The organism is Streptomyces sp. NPDC021225 (assembly GCF_044332865.1).
In the GTDB taxonomy this organism is placed as follows: domain Bacteria; phylum Actinomycetota; class Actinomycetes; order Streptomycetales; family Streptomycetaceae; genus Streptomyces.
Genome location: NZ_JBIRPV010000003.1, coordinates 759,136 through 776,797 on the forward strand (window position 1 = coordinate 759,136; position 17,662 = coordinate 776,797).

18 protein-coding genes and 1 pseudogene are annotated in these 17,662 nt (G+C 69.5%); 12 read left to right on the plus strand and 7 right to left on the minus strand.

Annotated features, from left to right (window positions below; genetic code table 11):
• Positions 1-448: 448 nt before the first annotated feature.
• Complete coding sequence (locus ACH4S9_RS17090; RefSeq protein WP_398372582.1) at positions 449-2,233, minus strand: sensor histidine kinase; 1,785 nt, start codon at positions 2,231-2,233, stop codon at positions 449-451.
• Positions 2,223-2,921, minus strand: a complete 699-nt coding sequence (locus ACH4S9_RS17095; RefSeq protein ID WP_398372584.1) for a response regulator transcription factor — start codon at positions 2,919-2,921, stop codon at positions 2,223-2,225. Before ACH4S9_RS17095 ends, ACH4S9_RS17090 begins: the two co-directional genes overlap by 11 nt.
• 146 nt (positions 2,922-3,067) lie before the next feature.
• Between ACH4S9_RS17095 and ACH4S9_RS17100 the strand changes: the two genes are divergently transcribed.
• From ACH4S9_RS17100 to ACH4S9_RS17115, 4 genes are read left to right on the plus strand one after another with little or no spacing between them, the layout of a single operon-like run.
• A complete protein-coding gene (locus ACH4S9_RS17100; protein WP_398372586.1) occupies positions 3,068-3,703 on the plus strand; it encodes a hypothetical protein in 636 nt (211 codons plus the stop codon).
• On the plus strand, positions 3,681-5,042 hold the full coding sequence (locus ACH4S9_RS17105; protein WP_398372588.1) for a peptidoglycan-binding protein: 1,362 nt from the start codon (positions 3,681-3,683) through the stop codon (positions 5,040-5,042). Before ACH4S9_RS17100 ends, ACH4S9_RS17105 begins: the two co-directional genes overlap by 23 nt.
• A gap of 8 nt (positions 5,043-5,050) precedes the next feature.
• Positions 5,051-5,740, plus strand: a complete 690-nt coding sequence (locus ACH4S9_RS17110) for an ABC transporter ATP-binding protein (protein ID WP_311722323.1) — start codon at positions 5,051-5,053, stop codon at positions 5,738-5,740.
• Positions 5,737-7,002 carry an ABC transporter permease gene (locus ACH4S9_RS17115; protein ID WP_398372590.1) on the plus strand — a complete coding sequence of 422 codons (1,266 nt, stop codon included), beginning with the start codon at positions 5,737-5,739 and terminating at the stop codon, positions 7,000-7,002. The genes ACH4S9_RS17110 and ACH4S9_RS17115 overlap by 4 nt, the downstream gene beginning before the upstream one ends.
• A 254-nt stretch (positions 7,003-7,256) precedes the next feature.
• Here the strand turns inward: ACH4S9_RS17115 and ACH4S9_RS17120 are convergent, their stop codons facing one another.
• The gene (locus tag ACH4S9_RS17120; RefSeq protein WP_398372592.1) at positions 7,257-8,024 is read right to left on the minus strand and encodes an alpha/beta hydrolase family protein; all 768 of its coding nucleotides are present in this window, start codon (positions 8,022-8,024) and stop codon (positions 7,257-7,259) included.
• A 258-nt stretch (positions 8,025-8,282) separates the two neighbouring features.
• Between ACH4S9_RS17120 and ACH4S9_RS17125 the strand changes: the two genes are divergently transcribed.
• Entirely contained in the window at positions 8,283-9,074 is a 792-nt protein-coding gene (locus ACH4S9_RS17125; RefSeq protein ID WP_398372594.1) for an alpha/beta fold hydrolase, read from the plus strand.
• Positions 9,075-9,338: 264 nt separating this feature from the next.
• Here the strand turns inward: ACH4S9_RS17125 and ACH4S9_RS17130 are convergent, their stop codons facing one another.
• Positions 9,339-10,418: an alkene reductase gene (locus tag ACH4S9_RS17130; RefSeq protein WP_398372596.1), complete on the minus strand. Its 1,080-nt coding sequence runs from the start codon at positions 10,416-10,418 to the stop codon at positions 9,339-9,341.
• 76 nt (positions 10,419-10,494) lie between these two features.
• Here ACH4S9_RS17130 and ACH4S9_RS17135 point away from each other — a divergent pair, with 76 nt between their 5' ends.
• From ACH4S9_RS17135 to ACH4S9_RS17145, 3 genes are all read left to right on the plus strand, one after another.
• Complete coding sequence (locus tag ACH4S9_RS17135) at positions 10,495-10,851, plus strand: MerR family transcriptional regulator (RefSeq protein WP_398372598.1); 357 nt, start codon at positions 10,495-10,497, stop codon at positions 10,849-10,851.
• Positions 10,852-10,988: 137 nt separating this feature from the next.
• Entirely contained in the window at positions 10,989-11,351 is a 363-nt protein-coding gene (locus ACH4S9_RS17140; RefSeq protein WP_398373028.1) for a hypothetical protein, read from the plus strand.
• Between the two features lie 188 nt (positions 11,352-11,539).
• Complete coding sequence (locus ACH4S9_RS17145; RefSeq protein ID WP_361182109.1) at positions 11,540-11,749, plus strand: hypothetical protein; 210 nt, start codon at positions 11,540-11,542, stop codon at positions 11,747-11,749.
• Here the strand turns inward: ACH4S9_RS17145 and ACH4S9_RS17150 are convergent.
• Positions 11,750-11,851, minus strand: a pseudogene (locus tag ACH4S9_RS17150) (integrase); the annotation flags it as partial.
• 482 nt (positions 11,852-12,333) lie between these two features.
• Here ACH4S9_RS17150 and ACH4S9_RS17155 point away from each other — a divergent pair.
• From ACH4S9_RS17155 to ACH4S9_RS17165, 3 genes are all read left to right on the plus strand, one after another.
• Positions 12,334-13,593, plus strand: a complete 1,260-nt coding sequence (locus ACH4S9_RS17155; RefSeq protein WP_358843489.1) for an MFS transporter — start codon at positions 12,334-12,336, stop codon at positions 13,591-13,593.
• Positions 13,594-13,646: 53 nt separating this feature from the next.
• Positions 13,647-14,879 (plus strand): hypothetical protein, encoded by a 1,233-nt coding sequence (locus ACH4S9_RS17160; protein ID WP_398373006.1) that lies wholly within the window; start codon positions 13,647-13,649, stop codon positions 14,877-14,879.
• Between the two features lie 160 nt (positions 14,880-15,039).
• On the plus strand, positions 15,040-15,873 hold the full coding sequence (locus tag ACH4S9_RS17165) for a PIG-L family deacetylase (RefSeq protein ID WP_398372601.1): 834 nt from the start codon (positions 15,040-15,042) through the stop codon (positions 15,871-15,873).
• Between the two features lie 131 nt (positions 15,874-16,004).
• Here the strand turns inward: ACH4S9_RS17165 and ACH4S9_RS17170 are convergent, their stop codons facing one another.
• Positions 16,005-16,358 carry a transcriptional regulator gene (locus ACH4S9_RS17170; protein ID WP_398372603.1) on the minus strand — a complete coding sequence of 118 codons (354 nt, stop codon included), beginning with the start codon at positions 16,356-16,358 and terminating at the stop codon, positions 16,005-16,007.
• The gene (locus tag ACH4S9_RS17175; protein WP_398372605.1) at positions 16,355-16,855 is read right to left on the minus strand and encodes a hypothetical protein; all 501 of its coding nucleotides are present in this window, start codon (positions 16,853-16,855) and stop codon (positions 16,355-16,357) included. Before ACH4S9_RS17175 ends, ACH4S9_RS17170 begins: the two co-directional genes overlap by 4 nt.
• A 118-nt stretch (positions 16,856-16,973) precedes the next feature.
• Here ACH4S9_RS17175 and ACH4S9_RS17180 point away from each other — a divergent pair, with 118 nt between their 5' ends.
• A complete protein-coding gene (locus tag ACH4S9_RS17180; protein ID WP_398372607.1) occupies positions 16,974-17,651 on the plus strand; it encodes a GPP34 family phosphoprotein in 678 nt (225 codons plus the stop codon).
• Positions 17,652-17,662: the final 11 nt, after the last annotated feature.

Here is a 17,662-nt window from a genome sequence, read left to right on the forward strand (position 1 = left end):
GGCGCAGGCGTTGCTCGGCCGGCATCGATGTCTCGTTGCACTCAGGCGGGACTACAGCGAGCGCCGGATCGAGCCAGGCAGACCGCCGACAGCGAGAGGCGTGAAGGAGTTGGTGCTGCGGCTGCCGCAGGATCCAGGCAGAGCTTGCACGCTTGGGCCACAGGACCGGCGCAGCGCCCGCGTCCGCAGTGAAAAGGGCATCCGCCGGGGCGGACGCCCCCTCGCAACCGCAGCCTGACCACCCCGGCGCCGGCGCGCCAGATGCCGGCAAAGGATCCGTACCTGACTTCGCCGTAAAACCACTTAGCTGCACCAGGGAGGTCGGACAGCGCGGCCAGGCGACTGACTTGCGCGGTGCCCGAACAGAACGGCCGACACCTGCGCTCGGGGTCGCTGAGCCGGTAGGTGATCCGTCGGCCGCGGGGCAGCCGCCGGACCGTGACGCGGATCAGCACGGCAACCGCACCAGGAACACCGTCTCCACGCGCGGCCGGCTCGTCACGGTGACATCTCCGCCGTGTGCCCGCACCAGTTGTCTGACGATGGACAGCCCCAGCCCGCTGCCTCCCGTCCGCCTGCTGCGGGACTGTTCGGCCCGCCAGAAGCGGTCGAACACCCGGGGCAGGTCCTCTTGGCGGATGCCGCCGCCCGTGTCCCTCACCTCGATGGCGACGGCGCCTGCCACGCGGCGGGCGGTGAGGGTGACGCGGCCGTCCGGCGGGGTGTGGCGTATCGCGTTGGACAGAAGGTTGCCCAGGACCTGGCGGAGGCGGACCGGGTCGGCATGGACCGAGAGGCCGTCCGGGGCATGGACGGCGGTCTCGACACCGCCGGCGTGTGCGGTCGCCTGGTGCGCGCTCATGGCCTGCTCGATCAGCTCGCGGAGGTTCAGCTGCTGCGGACGCAGGCGCAGGGTGCCGGCATCTGCGGCGGCGAGCACCTGGAGGTCGTCCACGATGTGCTGGAGGAGGTCCGCCTCCTCCTGGAGCGAGGTGAGGAGCGCCGAGTCGGGCTCGGCCAGGCCGTCCTGCGCCGCGTCCAGCCAGCCGCGGATGTTGGTGAGGGGCGTGCGCAGTTCGTGGGCGATGTCGCTGACCATGACCCGGCGCTGCTCGTCGGTGCGTTCGCGGCGTTCCGACAGGTCGTTGAGGGCGGCGGCCAGATAGCCGGTCTCGTCCTTGGTGGTGACGGGGATACGGAGGTGCCGGCCCGAGGGAGCGCGGGCCGCGTTGGTCAGCGCGCGCAGCGGACGTACCAGCCTGATCGCGATGACGGCGGTGACGGCGATGGTCGCGGCCAGGACCAGACCGGTGGTGGTCAGGACCCGGAGGGTGCCGGCCGGTGACAGGTCGAAGACGGCGGTGGCCGTGCGGGGCGGGCCGGTGACGAACAGGAGGGCCGCCGGGGCGACGTGCGCCGCCAACTGCTCCCGCCGGCCTTCCTCCACACAGTCGTCCGCTGCGGCGGAACCCTGCGCGGAGTCGTCGCCGTCCACCCGGAAGTCCACCGTGATGGTCAGGGCGGCGGGCAGGCGTACGTGGTTGCGCTCCGCGCAGCTGCGGACGAGTTCGGTGAGTTCGGCCAGGGCCGCGGCCTCGGTCGGGGTGGGGGCGAACAGGTCCTTGGACGCGCAGGCCTGGGTGGAGCCCGCCGAGGGCCTGAGCGTGCGCACGGCGGGTCTGCCACTGGCCTCCTCAACGATGTGCGCGCGTACTCCCGCCCGGTCGTAGAGGCAGGTGACCTCCTCACGGGCGAGTTGTCGCAGACGCGCCCGCTCCTCGGCGGGCAGGCGGTAGGGGCCGACGGCTCGTGGGTCGATGCGGGAGACCTGCCCCGCCGGGCCGACTCCCTGATCCGTGAACGGAGCGACGTGCAGCGGATCGATCACGGCGCTCGCGTTGAGGGGCAGCCGTTCCGCGGCCGGTCGATGCGACGTGGCGATGACCTGGCGCGCCCGCGTGGTCAGGATGATGGTGCGCCCCGTCGACCGGGAGAGATCCAGGACGGTGCGCTCGACACCGTTCCAGTTCCGGTGCGCCGCGGCGAAGCCCTCCAGCGTGTCCTGGATGGTGGCGTCGTCCGCGAGGACCTGGCCTCGCTCCTGCTCGATGGCGAGGGTGGTGCCGCGTACCGTCAGCCAGGCCGTGGCCCCGATGGACACCAGGGAGATCAGCACGGAGGTGATCAGCAACCGGAACAGCAGGCTGTTGCGGAGCGGGACTTCAGACGTCAAGGTGGCCTCGGGACAGCTTGTATCCGACGCCGTGGACGGTCAGCAGCAACTCAGGTCTGTGCGGCGAGGTCTCGATCTTCTTCCGCAGGTTCAGTATGTGCACGTCCACGGTGCGTTCGGTCACGGCTCGGCCGTGGTCGGTGATGCAGCCCAGCAGCTGAGCCCGGGTGAAGACCCGGTCGGGTGCGGCTGCCAACGTGCTGAGCAGGCGGAATTCGCCAGGAGTGCAGTTCACCGGCCGGCCGTGGACGGACACCTCGTGCCGGTCCGGGGCCACGGTCAGCGGTCCGGCCTTGAGGACCACTTCCTCCGTATGCTCCGGATGTCGGCTGCGCCGCAGCAGGGTCCGGATGCGGGCCACCAGTTCGCGTGGCCTGAACGGCTTGGTCATGTAGTCGTCCGCCCCGATGTCCAGGCCCAGCAGCAGATCGTCCTCGGTGGAGCGGGCGGTGAGCATCAGAATGGGCATATCGCCCGTGGCGCGTATGCGGCGGCATATCTCCAGCCCGTCCAGACCCGGCAGCATCCAGTCGAGAACGAGCAGGTCGGGTGGCCGCTGGGTGGCTTCCTCGAGGGCTGTCGGGCCGTCGTGCACCACGGTTACGGCATGGCCGTCATGCACCAGGTAACGACGGATCAGTTCTGCCTGCTTTTCGTCGTCTTCGGCCACCAGCACGTATGTGGACATGGCCCGATGATAAACCTGCGGGGCGCGGGGTGAGCGCCGGCATATCTGGTTCAATTCCCTGACAACTTCCTGACAATCGCCTGAAGGGGTCCGGTGGGGGGAAGGTGCTGACACCTTTCTGACAAAGTCTTGTCATGCTTCCGGGCATGCGAAACAACTCAGGCCGCCCTGACCCCGGTCCGGGCCGCCCGGACAAGAAGATCCTGTTCCTTTCCTGCACCGTGCTGGCGGTGACGCTGATCACCGGCTGTTCCGGGGGAGACGTCGACAGCCAGGGAGGCGGAGTTGTCTCCGTCACGGAATCCGCTGGAGGTGGAGAGGGCGGGGCGACGAAGAGCCCGGCGGCCGACGATTCCGAGTCCGGTCGCCCCCAGATTCGGCTGGACAGTACGGACGCCGAGGAACTGCGTATGTACCAGGGCTACCTGCGCTGCCTCAAGGATCACGGAGTGTCCATTCTTCCGGCCGGGGACAAGTTCGCGGACTGGGCCGATCCCGATTCTTTGGGGTACCCCGGTGAGGATGTGGCAAAAGAGCATCCGGAAGCGGAAAAGGCATGTCTCGGAAAGAAGCCGATGCAGCCTGCTGAGCTGGATCCGAAGAAAAACCCCGACTACCTGAACGATTACCGCAAGTATATCGAGTGCAACAACCGCAGAGGGCTCAAGGTGGACCCCCTTCCCGACGGAAGCGGCTGGAACTACAAGCCTGGCGTGAATCCGCCCAGGAATGCCGAACAGATCGACGAGGAATGCATGCGTGAGGCGTTCAGTGGTAAGTGAGCGCGACGCCGGGGACACCATGCCCCTGCGGGTGACAGCCCAGGAAGGGGCAGGCCCCCGCGAGCCGGCGGCGGGCCGCCGGAAGAAGAAGGCCGTGTATCTCGCCGTCGTCGCCGTACTGCTGGCAGGAGGAACGGGGGCCGGGCTGCTGTGGGTCGACAAGGGCGGGAACGGCTCCGAACCCGAGTCCGGCCCGAAGATCAAACAGATCGCCGTGGTCAAAACGGATCTGTCGGGCAGCAGAGAGATGGAGGGCACCCTGGGCTACGACTCCGCGCGCACGATCCGCAGTGTCGGCGAAGGACGGGTGACGTGGCTTCCAAACCGGGGTGCGACGGTCAAACGCGGCCGGCAGCTGTACCGCGTCGATGAGCGTTCCGCCGTGATCTTCTATGGCAGCACACCCCTGTACCGCAGGCTCGACACCCCTGGCAGCGTCGGCCGTGACATATGGGTCGTCGCCGACAACCTCAAGGCTCTCGGCTACGACATCGGGGCACAGCCGGCGCCGGGCACGGTCGTCCGGCAGCAGGCCCCCGCGGACGACCCCCCGCCCATGACAACGGACCCTGGGCAGGGGGAGACCACGCCCCCGGCAGGCCAGCCCGCGGCCGGACAGTCCTCGGCTCCGGAGGGCGGAGCCGGCCCAAGAACCGATGCGTCACAGGAGCGGCCATCGAGCCCAAGTCCGTCGCAGTCCACGGTCAGGGAGGGCGACGGTGTGCTCACCACGTCCCTGATGTCCGCGATCAAGCGCTGGCAGAAGGCCGTGGGCATCAAGCCGACCGGCATTCTCGATATCTCCGACGTGGTCGTGACGAAGTCGGCGGTGCGGGTCTCGGACGTCCTCGCCCAGCCCGGGGACGAGGCGTCGGGAGACCTGATGACGGTGACCGCCACCACCAAGTCCGTGACCGTTCCGGTGCAGTCACTCGACATCGGGTCCATCAAGTCGGGCCAACGGGTCACCGTGGTGCTGCCCGACCGGTCCACCGCCGCGGGCCGGGTCGCCGCGATCAGCACCACCGTGCAGGGAGACCAGGACGACACGGGCAACGCCCGGCAGACCAGGATCAACGTCACCGTGTCGCTGGACGACCCACAGGCCGTCAAGGGTATCGACTCCGCTCCCGTACGGGCCCAGTTCCAGGGGGAGTCCAAGAAGGGCGTACTCGCCGTCCCGGTCGGCGCCCTGCTCGCCCTGCGTGAGGGAGGGTACGCAGTCCGGCTCTCCGGCGGCAGGCTCGTCCCGGTCGACACGGGCATGTTCGCCAAGGGACTGGTCGAGATCAGCGGCCAGGGCATCAGCGAGGGCATGAAGGTGGAAACCACGGCATGAACCACGGCATGACCCAGGTCATCAGCGTGCACGAGGCGAGCGTGACCTATCCCCCCGAGGTGAGAGCCCTCGACCGGGTCTCCCTGTCCGTCGCGCAGGGCGAACTGCTCGCCATCCTCGGCCCTTCCGGCTCCGGCAAGTCCACGCTGCTCAACATCATGGGCACGCTGGCCCCGCCCACCAGCGGCAGCGTGGTCATCGAGGGGCAGGACGTGACGGAGTTGTCCGACCGTCAGCTGTCCGCCCTGCGGGGGCGGCGTCTGGGTTTCGTCTTCCAGCACTTCCACCTGACGGACGGCCTCACCGCGGCGGAGAACGTGGCGACCGGCCTGCTGTATGCCGGTGTGCCCAGGAAGCACCGGAAGAAACTGGCCGAGGAGGCCCTGGCCCGGGTCGGACTCACCCGCCGGGCCGGCCACCTGCCGCAACAGCTCTCCGGAGGGGAGCGCCAACGGGTCGCCATAGCCCGCGCGGTCGTCCATGAGCCGGCTCTGGTCCTCGCCGACGAGCCGACCGGCGCACTCGACACCGTCAACGGCGCCGCAGCGCTCGCCCTGTTGACCGAACTCAACGCGGCGGGCACCACGATCGCGCTCATCACTCACGACCGTGACATCGCCAACCAGTTGCCACGCAGGGTTCACTTGCGTGACGGTCGGCTGGTCGCGGACACCGCCCTGACCGAAAGCCCATCATGACCGCCCCCGCCAAGCCGTCCCGCGCCGCGCTGCGGCACGCTCCCCGGCGTGCCCAAGACAAGATCAAGCCGGTACGTCTCGCCTTTCTCGACCTGTTGGGTCTGGGCCTCCTCGGCCTGCGTACCCGCAAGCTGCGCGCCGCGCTGTCGGCACTCGGCATCTCGATCGGCGTCGCCACGATGGTGGTGGTGACGGGAATCCCGGCCTCAAGCCACCGGGCGCTGATGGACGAGATGTCGGCGTTGGGGTCCAACATGCTGCGGGTGCAGCCGTTTTCGGGACAGACCGTGCCGGTCAGGATTCCCGAGGAATCGGTCGACATGGTGCGCCGCGTCGGACCGGTCACCGAGGCGAGCGCGGTGGCCAACACCGGTGCCGTGGTGCAGCGTTCCGACCTCATCGGTGAGGACGACTTCTCCAGTACGGGACTCAGCGTGCTCGCGGCCCGACGCGACCTGCTGAGCGTGGTGGGCGGAAAAGTCTTTTCGGGAAGGTTCTTCAGCGGCGCCGACGAGCAGTTCCCCACGGCCGTACTGGGCTACCGGGCCGCCAGCCGGCTCGGCATCGGGGAAATCCCCGAAAACGAACCGGCTCCACAGATACAGATCGACAAGTCGTGGTTCACCGTGATCGGCATCCTGCACCCCATACCGCTGGCCGACGACCTCGACAACGCCGTACTGACGGGATGGCCGGCCGCCAAGAAGACACTGCGCTTCGGGGGAAACCCCACGGTGATCTACGTCAAGGCACGGGAGTCCCATCTGGAGGACGTACGGAACGTACTCGCCGCCACCGTCTTCCCGGAGCAGCCCGGACAGGTCCAGGTCAGCCGCCCGTCCGACGCCCTGGCGGCCAAGCGCGCCACGCAGAACACCTACTCCTCCCTCTTCCTCGGCCTGGCCGGTGTCGCCCTGCTGGTCGGCGGAATCGGCGTGGCCAACACCATGGTCATCTCGGTCCTGGAGCGCCGAAGGGACATCGGGCTCCGCCGGGCGCTGGGCGCGACCCGCGGTCAGATACGCGTCCAGTTCCTCACCGAGTCAGTGGGACTGTCGCTGCTCGGGGCCATCGCCGGAACCCTGCTCGGTGTCCTCGTCAACGTCGGCTACGCGGCCTACCAGGGCTGGCCAACGGTGATCCCCCTGGTCCCGGTTACGGGCGGCTGCCTCGGTGCCGTGCTGATCGGGGTGGCGGCCGGCGTCTATCCCTCGGTCCGCGCGGCACGCCTTCCTCCTACGGAGGCGCTGGCGTCGACGTGAGCGGTCGGCCGCGGGCGCGACCGCAAGCGGGGGTTCGGCGAGGACGAACCCGGACAGCACGTCGGTTGGGATGTCGCGCACAAGGTGGACGGGTGAACGTGTCCGGGTGACTGGAGGTCGTCACCTCTCCGGCCGAGCGTCTCCCGGGAATGAGACCACCGACCGAACGTGATGAGACGGGCATGCGCTGGTGACAGCCATGGGCCCGGACCAGAGCGGCAATCCGACCCACGTCCTGGCCGACGGGGCCGAGGTCAGTCGGCGAGCACGGTGTCGAGCCAGTCGAAGGTGCGCTGGTGGAACAGGGCGAGGGCGCCCTCGTGGCAGTTTAGCACGCACGCGGCGATGCGGTGCTCGAAGGCGGCCGCCCGCGCCGCGAGGTAGCCGCCGAGGCTCGTGCCGACCAGCGTGAGCCGCTCGGGGTCCACCTCGGGCAGGGTGAGGGCGAAGTCGACGGCCGGGGTGACCACGGCCTCCCAGTCCGGCCGGAAGTGCAGGCCCTGTTCGCGGACGGTGCTGCCCTGGCCGGGGCCGTCGAAGGCGAGGACGTTGTAGCCGCGGCGCAGCGCACCTGCGGCCAGCGCCAGGTAATTCTCCTCCAGCGTGGAGTCGTATCCGCCGTGGTACAGCAGGGTCGGGCGCGGGGTGCCCGACTCGTCGACGAGGAACAGGTACGCGGGCAGCGTGGTGTCCTCGTACGGGATGCGCAGGGCGCGGGCCGGGGTGTCGAGCAGGGCGGCGGCGTCGGCGAAGGTTTGCTGGGAGGCCTCGGCGAGCCGCGCCGACTCGGCGTCAGCGGCTGGGTTCTCGCGGCGGTAGAAGTCGGCGGTCCGGTAGTAGTTGGACGCGCGCAGCAGCGCCTCCCGGGCGCTGACGCGGTGACCGGCGGCCAGCGCGTCCCGGCCGATGCGCTCGATGCGCGCTGCCGTAGCTGCCCACCGGACCGACCAGGCCTCCTCCCGGTCCCGTCTCGGAGACAGGTGTAAACACGATCCTCCCGGCTGCCGCCGGGCGTCGGCCAAACGGGCGGCAGAGAACCACTCGGATGACGGTTAAATCTGTTCACGGCGAGCTGCTTGACCGCCCGGCCCAGGTAGAGACCGAGCCACAGCGTATCCGGGGCAAACGGGTGACCGGTGGGTGTTCGTGCAGCCAGAGCGTTTGCGGTCGCGTCTGTAAGTGTCTGATGCTTCGAGCTTTTCGTAGTCGACGTCCTCTGTGCGAAGTCGGGATCGTGATTACCTTGATGGGATCTGCTGTGAACCCGTCAGAGGTGGACGATGAAACCGAGGGTCCTGGTCAACGAGGTGAAGGGCGAGGGGCCGCCGGTCGTCCTGGTACCTGGCCAGCTCACCGGATGGGTGTCGTGGACGCCGCTCGCGGACGCCCTGTCGGCGAGATGGCGGACCGTCAGGGTGCAGCCGATCCACAATGAGCTCGGCTCGGCCGGCGAGCGCGGGGACGCCGGGTACACCGCGGCGATCGAGCGTGAATCGCTGCTCATCACAGTGGACGCCCTCGGGGTCGAGACGGCCGACTTCACGGGGTGGTCCGGCGGCGGGCGGGCCCTCATCGAGTTCGCCCTGGCCCATCCGGAGCGGGTGAGGACGCTGACGCTCGTGGAGCCGGCGGCGTACTGGATCCTCGACGGCCGCGGCGAGTCCGCCCCCGAGGTCGCCCGATTGAACCAGTTCCTGCATGCACTGGCCGGACAGGAGGTGAGCGAGGATGACCTGGCTGAGTTCCTCGAACTCGCCGGACTCGTGACGTCGAAGGACCAGGCCCGCGTCCACCCCGCCTGGCCGCGCTGGGTCCCGCACCGGATGGCCCTGTCCTGGAGCTCGGAGCAGGCCGACCGGCCCGACCGCGACGTCGCCGAACTCGCCGGCATCCGGTGCCCTGTCCTCCTGGTCCACGGCTCCGCGACCACCGACTGGCTCAAGCGGGTCGTCGCCGTCCTCGACGAACGGCTGCCCGATACCCGGGTTCTCGAACTGCCCGGCGACCACGCCTGTCACCTCGAGAACCCGGACGCATTCCTGGCTGCGTTGGAGCGACACCTGGCTCAGTGAGCCGAGGTCGAACGTTGCACGGCGCCGAGGAGCACGTCAGCCACCTACTGGCGGACGTTCTAAGAGATCAACGTCCGGAGAGCTCGGAGGCGGGAGGTGTGCTGCGGGCCGAGGCGGCGACGGATCTCGGTGTTTCGGCAGAGGAAGTCGAGCGAGACGTCGGAGCTCCGCGCCAGACCGCGGAAGGTGATGGGCCGGCTGCGGCGGATCAGCCCTCGGGCCGGAGCGTCAGCGGGTCGCCGCAGCGGCGAGAGCGGGAGGGCTCTATCGTTCCAGGGTCGGGTAGTCGGTGTAACCTCGGGCGCCGTTTGTATAGAGGTGCTCGGTGTCGATCGGCGTGGTCAACGGCGCGTCAGCCGCGATGCGTGCGGGCAGGTCGGGGTGGGCGAGGAACGCCCGCCCGTAGGAGACGAGATCAGCGTGGCCCTCGGTCACCACGCCCTCTCCCTGTTCCCGGGTGGTGGGGGCATGGTTCTCGCCGACATTCGCGATCAGGGTGCCTGTCCAGCGTGGGCGAAGGTCGGTCAGGGCCGGATAGTTGTCGTTATCGGTGAGGTGGAGGTAGGCCAGCCCGAGCGGGTTCAGCGCCTCGACCAGCGGACGGTAGACGGGGCCCGGGTCCCGTTCCACCATCCCGAACTGTGGATTGCCCGGCGAGAGGCGCAGCCCCAGGCGATGGGCGCCGACGGCCGCGGCCACCGCCTCGACCAGTTCGACGGCAAACCGGGCCCGGTCCTTCCCGTATCCGTCGCTACGGAGATTGGTGTTGTCAGCCAGGAACTGGTGGATCAAGTAGCTGTTCGCGCCATGGAGTTCCACCCCGTCGAAACCGGCCCGCAGGGCGTTGCGTGCGGCGTTCACATGGTCGTCCACGGCGACCCGGATGTCATCGGTCGTCATGGTCCGCGGTGTCGGCGCCTCAACCTTGCCATCTTTGACGTGCAGCGGGCCCGGCACGGCGACGGCGGAGGGCCCGGCGGGCAGGTCGCCGAGCAGTCGTGAGCGCGGGTGCCCCTGCCGACCGCCGTGCATGAGCTGTGCGAAGATGCGCCCGCTCCGGGCGTGCACGGCATCGGTGACCGCGCGCCAGCCCTCGGCATGGTCCTCCGTTTCCAGGCCCGGCATCCGCCAGCCGCTCTGTCCGCGGCGGTGGGGCCAGATGCCCTCGGTGACGATGAGACCGGCCGCGGCGCGCTGCGCGTAGTACTCCGCCACGATGGGCAGCGGCGTTCCGTCCTCCTTGGCGCGGAACCGGGTCATCGGCGCCATCACCAGCCGGTTGGGGAGGCGAAGGGCGGCCGAGGTGTACGGGGTCAGGAGCGGGGAGGTGACTGTGTGCGACATGCGGGAACTGTAGGATCTGACACCGGTGTCAGCTTCAAGCCCGGCGGCGCGGCCTGGCCGGGGCCGGGAGGTGCTCATGAAGATCGGTGATCTGTCCCTCCGCACGGGCGTCAGCGTCCGTTCCCTGCGGTACTACGAGCAGAAGGGCATGCTCGCCTCGGAGCGCACCTCCGGAGGTCACCGGGTGTATGCGGAGGTTGCCTTCGACCGTGTCGTCCTTATCCAGCAGTTGCTCGCCGCGGGGCTGAGCGGTGACAAGATCGCGAGCATCCTGCCCTGCATGCGCGACCACGACGGCGGCCCGGCCGAGACGGCAACGCCTTGGCTGGTCGAGCAGCTGGAGACCGAGCGGGCCCGGATCGACCGCTCCATCGAGGGTCTGCGGTACACGCGCGAGGTGCTGGACGACGTCATCGCCGGGGCGCGCGGCTGAGTCCGGCGCCGGCGGTGCAGCCCTGGTCGGGTGGCGGGCGGGCGTTGGGGGGTGCCGGATCTGCGGCCGGGTCGCCGGGTATGTTCTGTGCGGCCTGTGGCCGTATCGGCGATGATCTGAGGCCCGGGCAGGCGGCAATGCCGGAGGTCGCTGTATCCGGGAGCGCGGGCCGCCGGCCGGACGTGCTGGTCCGGCCGACGGCCGACGGCCGTCGTTCAGGAGGCCAGGTCACTCGCGGCGAACAGTACGGTGCGCGCGACGTCGTCGGGGCGGCCCGAACCCGCTCCTGGCCGACCCCGCGGCCATCGGCGAATTCGACCGCGCGCTACTCTTCTGTCCGCGACCTCGGCTACCCCGAAGAGCTGGAACCACTTGTGCACTGCGCGCACAACTTAGACGGCTGGGAGAAGAGCTGGGGCGTCTCCTTCGAGGAACTCAACAGAGAAGCGATCGAGGCGGTGAAACAGTTCTTGAACAGGCGCCCGACAGCGGAGAACTGACAGTTTGTTTTCGTCCCCAGGATTGGGCCAGCTCCTCTCTGCGCCCCTCGCCGTTTCCAGCGCACCAAGCGGCGGTGCCAGGCCAGCAGTGTGCCAGGGGTGACCAGCCGATTGCGGCGTAAGAGGCCCGTCTCATTTGGTATTCGTTTGGTGGAGGTACAGCCTGCCCATTCCCCTATCGTGCTGGCATGGGGTGCTGGACGGCGTATGCCCTGCGGGCCGAGGACGGCACGAGCTGGGTCATGGGGGAGAAGTGGGGGATGTGGGACCTCACCGACGCGACCGACCGCGTGCGCCTCGTCGCGATGCGGAACACGGACCGCCGCGCGCTGCGCGTCGACCCGAGAAACCTGCGAACACCGCGGGTGGAGGTGGTCGACGACGGCCGGGAAAGTTAAGGCACGTTCCTTGCGTTGGGTGGCCAGGACGTCGTGGTGGCGGGCGTTGGCGCTGCGCCGGCGCAGGTAGGCGTGCAGAGCCCGGGTCTGCACGGTGTGCGGATAATCGGCGCACGCGAGGGCGGTGCTCAGGTGGTGTTCGTCCCGCACCGCCGGCGTTGTGAATGACGCCGTTCGGGATGAAGAACGGGTCCCCTGCGCGCAGCCGGACGAGCAGGCTGTGCCGGCCTGACTCCTTGTGCCAGGTCCGCCGTGGGATGCGCTGTACGGCGGCAAGTTGGTGTCGTGGCACCAAGCTCTCCATGTCTTTCGCCGCGCTTGACCGGGCCGGCAGTGCGAGCCATCGGGTGGTCTGACACCCGAGTAGACAGATCAGACGCATCGCCACGACCCGGCATCATCTCCCGGCTGGGCGGATTGTTCGCGCTCGGGACGACTAGTCGTGGGAATGCGGAGGCTTGTCGGCCATCTGCATACATACGATCACCATCGTGGACACACCGCGCTGAAGGGCCAGCGACCCACCGGCCGCGTCCCCAACCTCACCAGGCAATACACCACCATCACCAGGCAGGCATTTCGACATGACGGTCCCCGCCTCGCACCCCGCGCTCATACGTGCCCGTCCCTCCGCACCGTCCGCCCGCACTGTCATCACCACGCTCCTGGGCACCACCCTCCTCATCAAGGCATGCGGGTTCGCCTACGACTTCCTGGGCTACTACATCGGCGACGCCCACGGGACGACGGCGGCCGGTGCCGCACTGACGGTGTTCGGCGTCGGCTGGTGCGTCGGGCAACTGGCCAGCGGTGCGGTGACCGACCGGCTGGGAGCTCGGACGGCGTGTTCGATCGGCCTGCTGCTGGCCGCCGTTGTCTGCGCCGGCCTCGCCGCCGCCGACACGTTGCCGTCGCTGCTGCTGCTTGCGTTCTGCCTCGGATGCACCATGGATGTATCGCGGCCCGCCCTGTCCGCGGAGATCAACGACCGGGTGACGAGCGAGGGCGCTCGCACCCGCGCCCAGGGCTGGTTGTACTGGGTATCGAACGTGGGTGTCTCCCTCAGCGGTGGTGTGGGAGGCTACTTCGCCCACCAGCACGGTTACCGGGCGCTGTTTGTCGCCAACGGTGTCGCCTGCGTGGCGGCAGCCGTGCTCGCACGCCGAGTGCTGTCCGGCCGCCCGTCCCCGGTCCGGGCCGGACGAGAACACCGCTTCTACGCGCAGATGCTGGCCGACACCCCCCTGCGGTGGATGGTCGCCGCCGCGATCGGCGCGATGGTGTGTGCCTACGGCCTGGTCAGCGTGCTCCCTCTGGTGATGAACGCGGACGGCCTTCCCCCGTCCGCGTACGGCACCGCCATGATCGCCAACACCGTCGCCGTCCTGGTGCTCAGCCCGCCTCTGACCCGTTTTCTGGTCGGCCGGGACGACCGCGTCCGCTACTCCGTCGCTCCGGTGCTCGCGGTGGGGAGCCTGATCCTGGGTGCCGCCATGGGGCTGGCGGCCCTCCAGCACACCACCCTCGGCTACTCCACGGCGGCCGTGGCCATGGTGCCCGGAGAGGTCTGCTACAGCGTCGCGATCGGTGCCTACCTCGCGACGGCCGCTCCGCCCGGCGCGATCGGCCGCTATCAGGCGGCACTGAGCGGAGCCGGCGCCATTGCCTCGCTCACCCCGCTCGGCATCGCCTTCGCCCTCAACACCGGTGGCCGCCCACTGGTCGCGGGCCTGCTGGCAGCCAGTGCAGCTCTCGCCGCCCTCGCGTGCGTGCCGCTGTCCCGCTCCCTGCGTACGTCAGCCCCGCCCCGCCCCGCCGCCGAGCCCGTCCAGGCCCAGCACTGACCACGCGGTATCGCGATGCCGCGCCGCTTCCCCGCTGTGAGAGGAACAACCACATGAAGATCGCGATCGTCGACGGGTACTCGACCGGGGCCGCCCTGGCCCGGCGTCTTGCCGGAGCGGGCGTCGCGTGCGTCCACGTGCAAAGCCGCCCGGACGTCCAGCCCTTCTTCCTCCGGGCGTTCCGCCCGGAGGACTACGTGCTCGACCTGGGCTTCACCGAGGAGGTGACGGGCGTGGCGGAGCAGCTCCGCCGCCATGGCGTCTCCCGCGTTCTGGCCGGCACGGAGTCCGGCGTCCTCCTGGCGGAGACGCTCTCGCACGCGCTGGGCCTGCCGACGAACGTGCCCGAACTGCTGCACGCACGTCGGGACAAGGCACTCATGGCCGAGGCCGTCCGTGCCGCGGGCCTGGCGACTCCGCACAGCACCGTGGTGCGATCCGCCCGCGCCGCAGCAGACTGGTTCGCCGCATCCGGGCTGGCCGAAGCCGTCGTCAAACCCCTCGCCAGCGCCGGCACCGACGGGGTCACGTTCTGCGGTTCGCCGGAGGAAGCCGCCCGAGCCGGCCACGCCGTCCTCAGCGCGCCCAACGCCTTCGGCGAGCCCAACCGCGTCGTGCTCGTCCAACAACGCGTGCACGGCACCGAGTACTACATCAACACGGTCTCGGCGGCCGGCATCCATCACACGGCGGAGATCTGGCGCTACACCAAGCGGGTCGGCCCGGCGGCCACGCCCATCTACGACTTCGAGGAGCCCGTCGCACCTGCCAGTGCCGAAGGACAGGTGCTGACGGCCTTCGCAGGGGAGGTGCTGGACGCTCTCGGCATCGCCGAAACACCGGCGCACACCGAGGTCATGCTCACCCCCGAGGGCCCCGTACTGATCGAGACGGGCGCCCGCCTGGGCGGAGCCACCGCACCCGACGTGGTGGACACCTACCTGGGCTTGTCCCAGACATCACTGGCCGTCGCCGCCGTGACCGATCCGCAGTCGCTGGGCAGCCACGGTGCCGCCGAGGTCTCCGGCGGCCGGTGGCTTCGCTGCGTGGAGTTCATCAACCACCACCGAGGACGCGTCAGCGCCGAGGCCCTCACCAAGATCTCGGAACTGCCGAGCGTCGTGTTCGCCACCCCGGCCGCCGACCCGGGCACGCTCCTGGAGCCGACCACCGACCTTCTGACGTCTCCGGGCTACGCCTACTTCGCCGCCTCGAACCTCACGGAACTGATACACGACTACGAGACCCTGCGAGCCTGGGAGCACCAGGGCATCTACACCAGGTGAGCCCCGCGTGGGGTCGGCTTCCACGACCCGCACCCGCACGCGCCGGCATGTACTCGTTATCGACACCCTTCACCCTCGGGTTCGCGGTACGCCCGGTCATCCGATATCCGATATTGAAGGGGGACCGTACCGAGGCCGTTTCACACAGGAGGACTGATTCATGAATGACTTGCCCTTGACGCTCATGGCGGTACACGCCCACCCCGACGATGAGGCCACCGGAACAGGAGGTGTCCTCGCGCGGTACGCGGCGGAGGGCATTCGCACGGTCCTCGTGACGTGCACCGACGGCGGTTGCGGTGACGGACCGGGGGGTGTCAAGCCGGGCGATCCCGGACACGATCCGGCGGCCGTCGCCTTGATGCGGCGTCAGGAACTCGAGGCGAGCTGCGAAATCCTGAAGGTCAGTCATCTGGAGACGCTGGACTACGCCGACTCCGGGATGATGGGCTGGCCGGCCAATGACGCCCCAGGCTCCTTCTGGCAGACACCCGTGGTGGAGTCCGCTGCCCGACTCGCGGAACTCCTGAGGCGCTACGAGCCCGATGTGGTCGTCACCTACGACGAGAACGGCTTCTATGGCCACCCCGACCACATCCAGGCCAACCGCATCACGATGGCGGCGCTGGCGATGACCGGGCTGACACCAAAGGTGTACTGGACGACGGCGCCCCGCTCGATGATGCAGCGGTTCGGGGAGGTCATGCGCGAGTTCGGGGCGGACTGGCAGGAGCCGGATCCCGCTGAGGCCGCCGCGATGGCCGAGATCGGACTCCCCGACGAGGAGATCACCACCTGGGTGGACACCACCGCGTTCGGCGGCCAGAAGTTCGATGCGCTGGCCGCGCACGCCAGCCAGGGCGAGAACATCTTCTTCCTCGCGATGGGCCAGGAGAGGTTCACCGAGTTGATGGGCGTCGAGACCTTCGTACGTGTCCAGGACACCACCGGCGCGGCCGTGCCCGAGAACGACCTGTTCGCCGGACTGCGCTGATCCGCCCGCCCCCTTGATCATCAGTGGCCCTGCTCGGTCGCGTGGCGGTTACGAGGACGCCGGTCCCCCCCGCTCACCCGGGCAGGGCCGTTGAGCGGGAACGTTCGACACCGCGGGTGTGTGCTTCGGCGTCATCGTCCCGCCCCCGACTCGTGTCGCTGTTGTGGTGGTGTTTCGGTCGCCGCCGGGGGACCGGCGCCCTCGACGATCGCCCGGAGCGCCGCGACGTGCCCCTCGAAGGCGGTGCGGCCGCGGGCCGTCAGCCGTACCCTGGTGCGCCGCTTGCGGCCGCCGCCCACCTTGTGGAGCTCCAGATATCCGGCCTCCTCCAGGGTGTGCAGCTGCTTGGAGAGCGCGGAGTCGCTGAGCGAGAGGCTGTCGCGGACGAACGCGAAGTCCGCCCATTCCGTTGCGGCGAGCAGCGCGACCACCGACAGCCGGGTGGCGGGATGGATCAGCTCGTCGAAGCCGGCGGGAATGCTCATCGGCCCGCGCCTGCCGGCCGTGCGGTGCGGCTCCGCGCCGACCCGGCCGCCCAGCGGTTCGTCGGCGCGACGAACAGCACGAACACCCCGGCCGAGATGGTGGCCTGGATCAGACTGGCGGACATCGGCTCCAGCGAATCGACCAGACGGCCGGACAGCAGGGCCGTCCCGCCGGTCACCACCGCCCCCGCGGCGAAGGTGCCCAACATCCGCCGGGTGCACCGGGTGTGGTGCAGGCGCACCCGGCCGCGGCGGTTGTGGAGCAGGGCCAGCACGCTCATCAGCGCGATGTACGCGGCGAGGACCAGCCATACGCCCCACCCGGGCAGGTCCAGGCCCAGACCGGCCAGGAAGAGCCACATGAGCGCGGCCGTGGCCCAGGTGGTGCCCGAGCCGCCCGCAGCGGACCGCTCGACCTCGTCGTACACCCGCTCCTGCGGCACTCGGATGCGCTGTAGATCGCTCCATGCCTGTTCGGCATCTACCGGCGTGCTCATGACCCGTGCCCTCCTGCCCTCACTTTACTTTCCCAGGAGGAAAGTTATCCTTGGCTTTCCTCGCAGGCAAGTCGGTGGTCGGTCGGTGCCGGCACCGGTGGAAACGGGAAGAGGGCTCATGCAGAAGGACCTGCTCATCGTCGAAGACCTGATGCTGCTGATGTTCGACGACTCGTCGGGGGCGATCGCGGGGGCCGGCACCCTGTACTACACCCTGGGCGGCGCGGTGCTGGTCGAGCTCGCCCAAGCCGGCCGCGTCAGGCTCGACGAGCAGGACAAGGGGCTGAACGGGCTGCGGGTGCACGCCGTTGCCGGTGAGCCGCTGCCCGACCCCCTGCTCCAGGCCGCCAACGAGAAGGTCGCCGAGCGAGCGCGGGGCGTACAGACCCTCCTCATCCAGATCGGCACCGGGCTTCGCGAGACCGTGCTGGACCGGCTCGTCGAGCGGGGTTTACTGCGCCGGGAGAGCAAGAGGACGCTGGGCGTGTTCCGGACGACGGCCACGCGGGCCGCGGACACCCGGCACAAGGAGGCCCTCGTCGAGCGGGTGCGCGCGGCGCTGGTGGACGGCGCGGAGCCCGATACCCGTACGGCGGCGGTGATCGGACTGCTCTCCGCGAGCGGCACGCTGCCGAGCCTGCACCGCGTCATCCCCTGGTCGGGCGCGGTCCACAAGCGCGCGAAGCGGCTGGAACAGGCCAGCTGGGGCGCCGAAGCGGTGAACACCGGGGTGATACGGACCCTCGCGGCGACCACCGCGGGAGCTGTGGTGACCGCGGCCGCCGTCACCAACTGAGCAGGTCTGAG

Excerpts from the sequence above, each read along its gene's own strand:
- ACH4S9_RS17095 (WP_398372584.1), bottom strand. The coding sequence starts at position 2,921 with ATGTCCACATACGTGCTGGTGGCCGAAGACGACGAAAAGCAGGCAGAA.
- ACH4S9_RS17100 (WP_398372586.1), top strand. The coding sequence starts at position 3,068 with ATGCGAAACAACTCAGGCCGCCCTGACCCCGGTCCGGGCCGCCCGGAC.
- ACH4S9_RS17110 (WP_311722323.1), top strand. The coding sequence starts at position 5,051 with ATGACCCAGGTCATCAGCGTGCACGAGGCGAGCGTGACCTATCCCCCC.
- ACH4S9_RS17115 (WP_398372590.1), top strand. The coding sequence starts at position 5,737 with ATGACCGCCCCCGCCAAGCCGTCCCGCGCCGCGCTGCGGCACGCTCCC.
- ACH4S9_RS17125 (WP_398372594.1), top strand. The coding sequence starts at position 8,283 with ATGAAACCGAGGGTCCTGGTCAACGAGGTGAAGGGCGAGGGGCCGCCG.
- ACH4S9_RS17130 (WP_398372596.1), bottom strand. The coding sequence starts at position 10,418 with ATGTCGCACACAGTCACCTCCCCGCTCCTGACCCCGTACACCTCGGCC.
- ACH4S9_RS17135 (WP_398372598.1), top strand. The coding sequence starts at position 10,495 with ATGAAGATCGGTGATCTGTCCCTCCGCACGGGCGTCAGCGTCCGTTCC.
- ACH4S9_RS17140 (WP_398373028.1), top strand. The coding sequence starts at position 10,989 with ATGCCGGAGGTCGCTGTATCCGGGAGCGCGGGCCGCCGGCCGGACGTG.
- ACH4S9_RS17145 (WP_361182109.1), top strand. The coding sequence starts at position 11,540 with ATGGGGTGCTGGACGGCGTATGCCCTGCGGGCCGAGGACGGCACGAGC.
- ACH4S9_RS17155 (WP_358843489.1), top strand. The coding sequence starts at position 12,334 with ATGACGGTCCCCGCCTCGCACCCCGCGCTCATACGTGCCCGTCCCTCC.
- ACH4S9_RS17160 (WP_398373006.1), top strand. The coding sequence starts at position 13,647 with ATGAAGATCGCGATCGTCGACGGGTACTCGACCGGGGCCGCCCTGGCC.
- ACH4S9_RS17165 (WP_398372601.1), top strand. The coding sequence starts at position 15,040 with ATGAATGACTTGCCCTTGACGCTCATGGCGGTACACGCCCACCCCGAC.
- ACH4S9_RS17170 (WP_398372603.1), bottom strand. The coding sequence starts at position 16,358 with ATGAGCATTCCCGCCGGCTTCGACGAGCTGATCCATCCCGCCACCCGG.
- ACH4S9_RS17175 (WP_398372605.1), bottom strand. The coding sequence starts at position 16,855 with ATGAGCACGCCGGTAGATGCCGAACAGGCATGGAGCGATCTACAGCGC.
- ACH4S9_RS17180 (WP_398372607.1), top strand. The coding sequence starts at position 16,974 with ATGCAGAAGGACCTGCTCATCGTCGAAGACCTGATGCTGCTGATGTTC.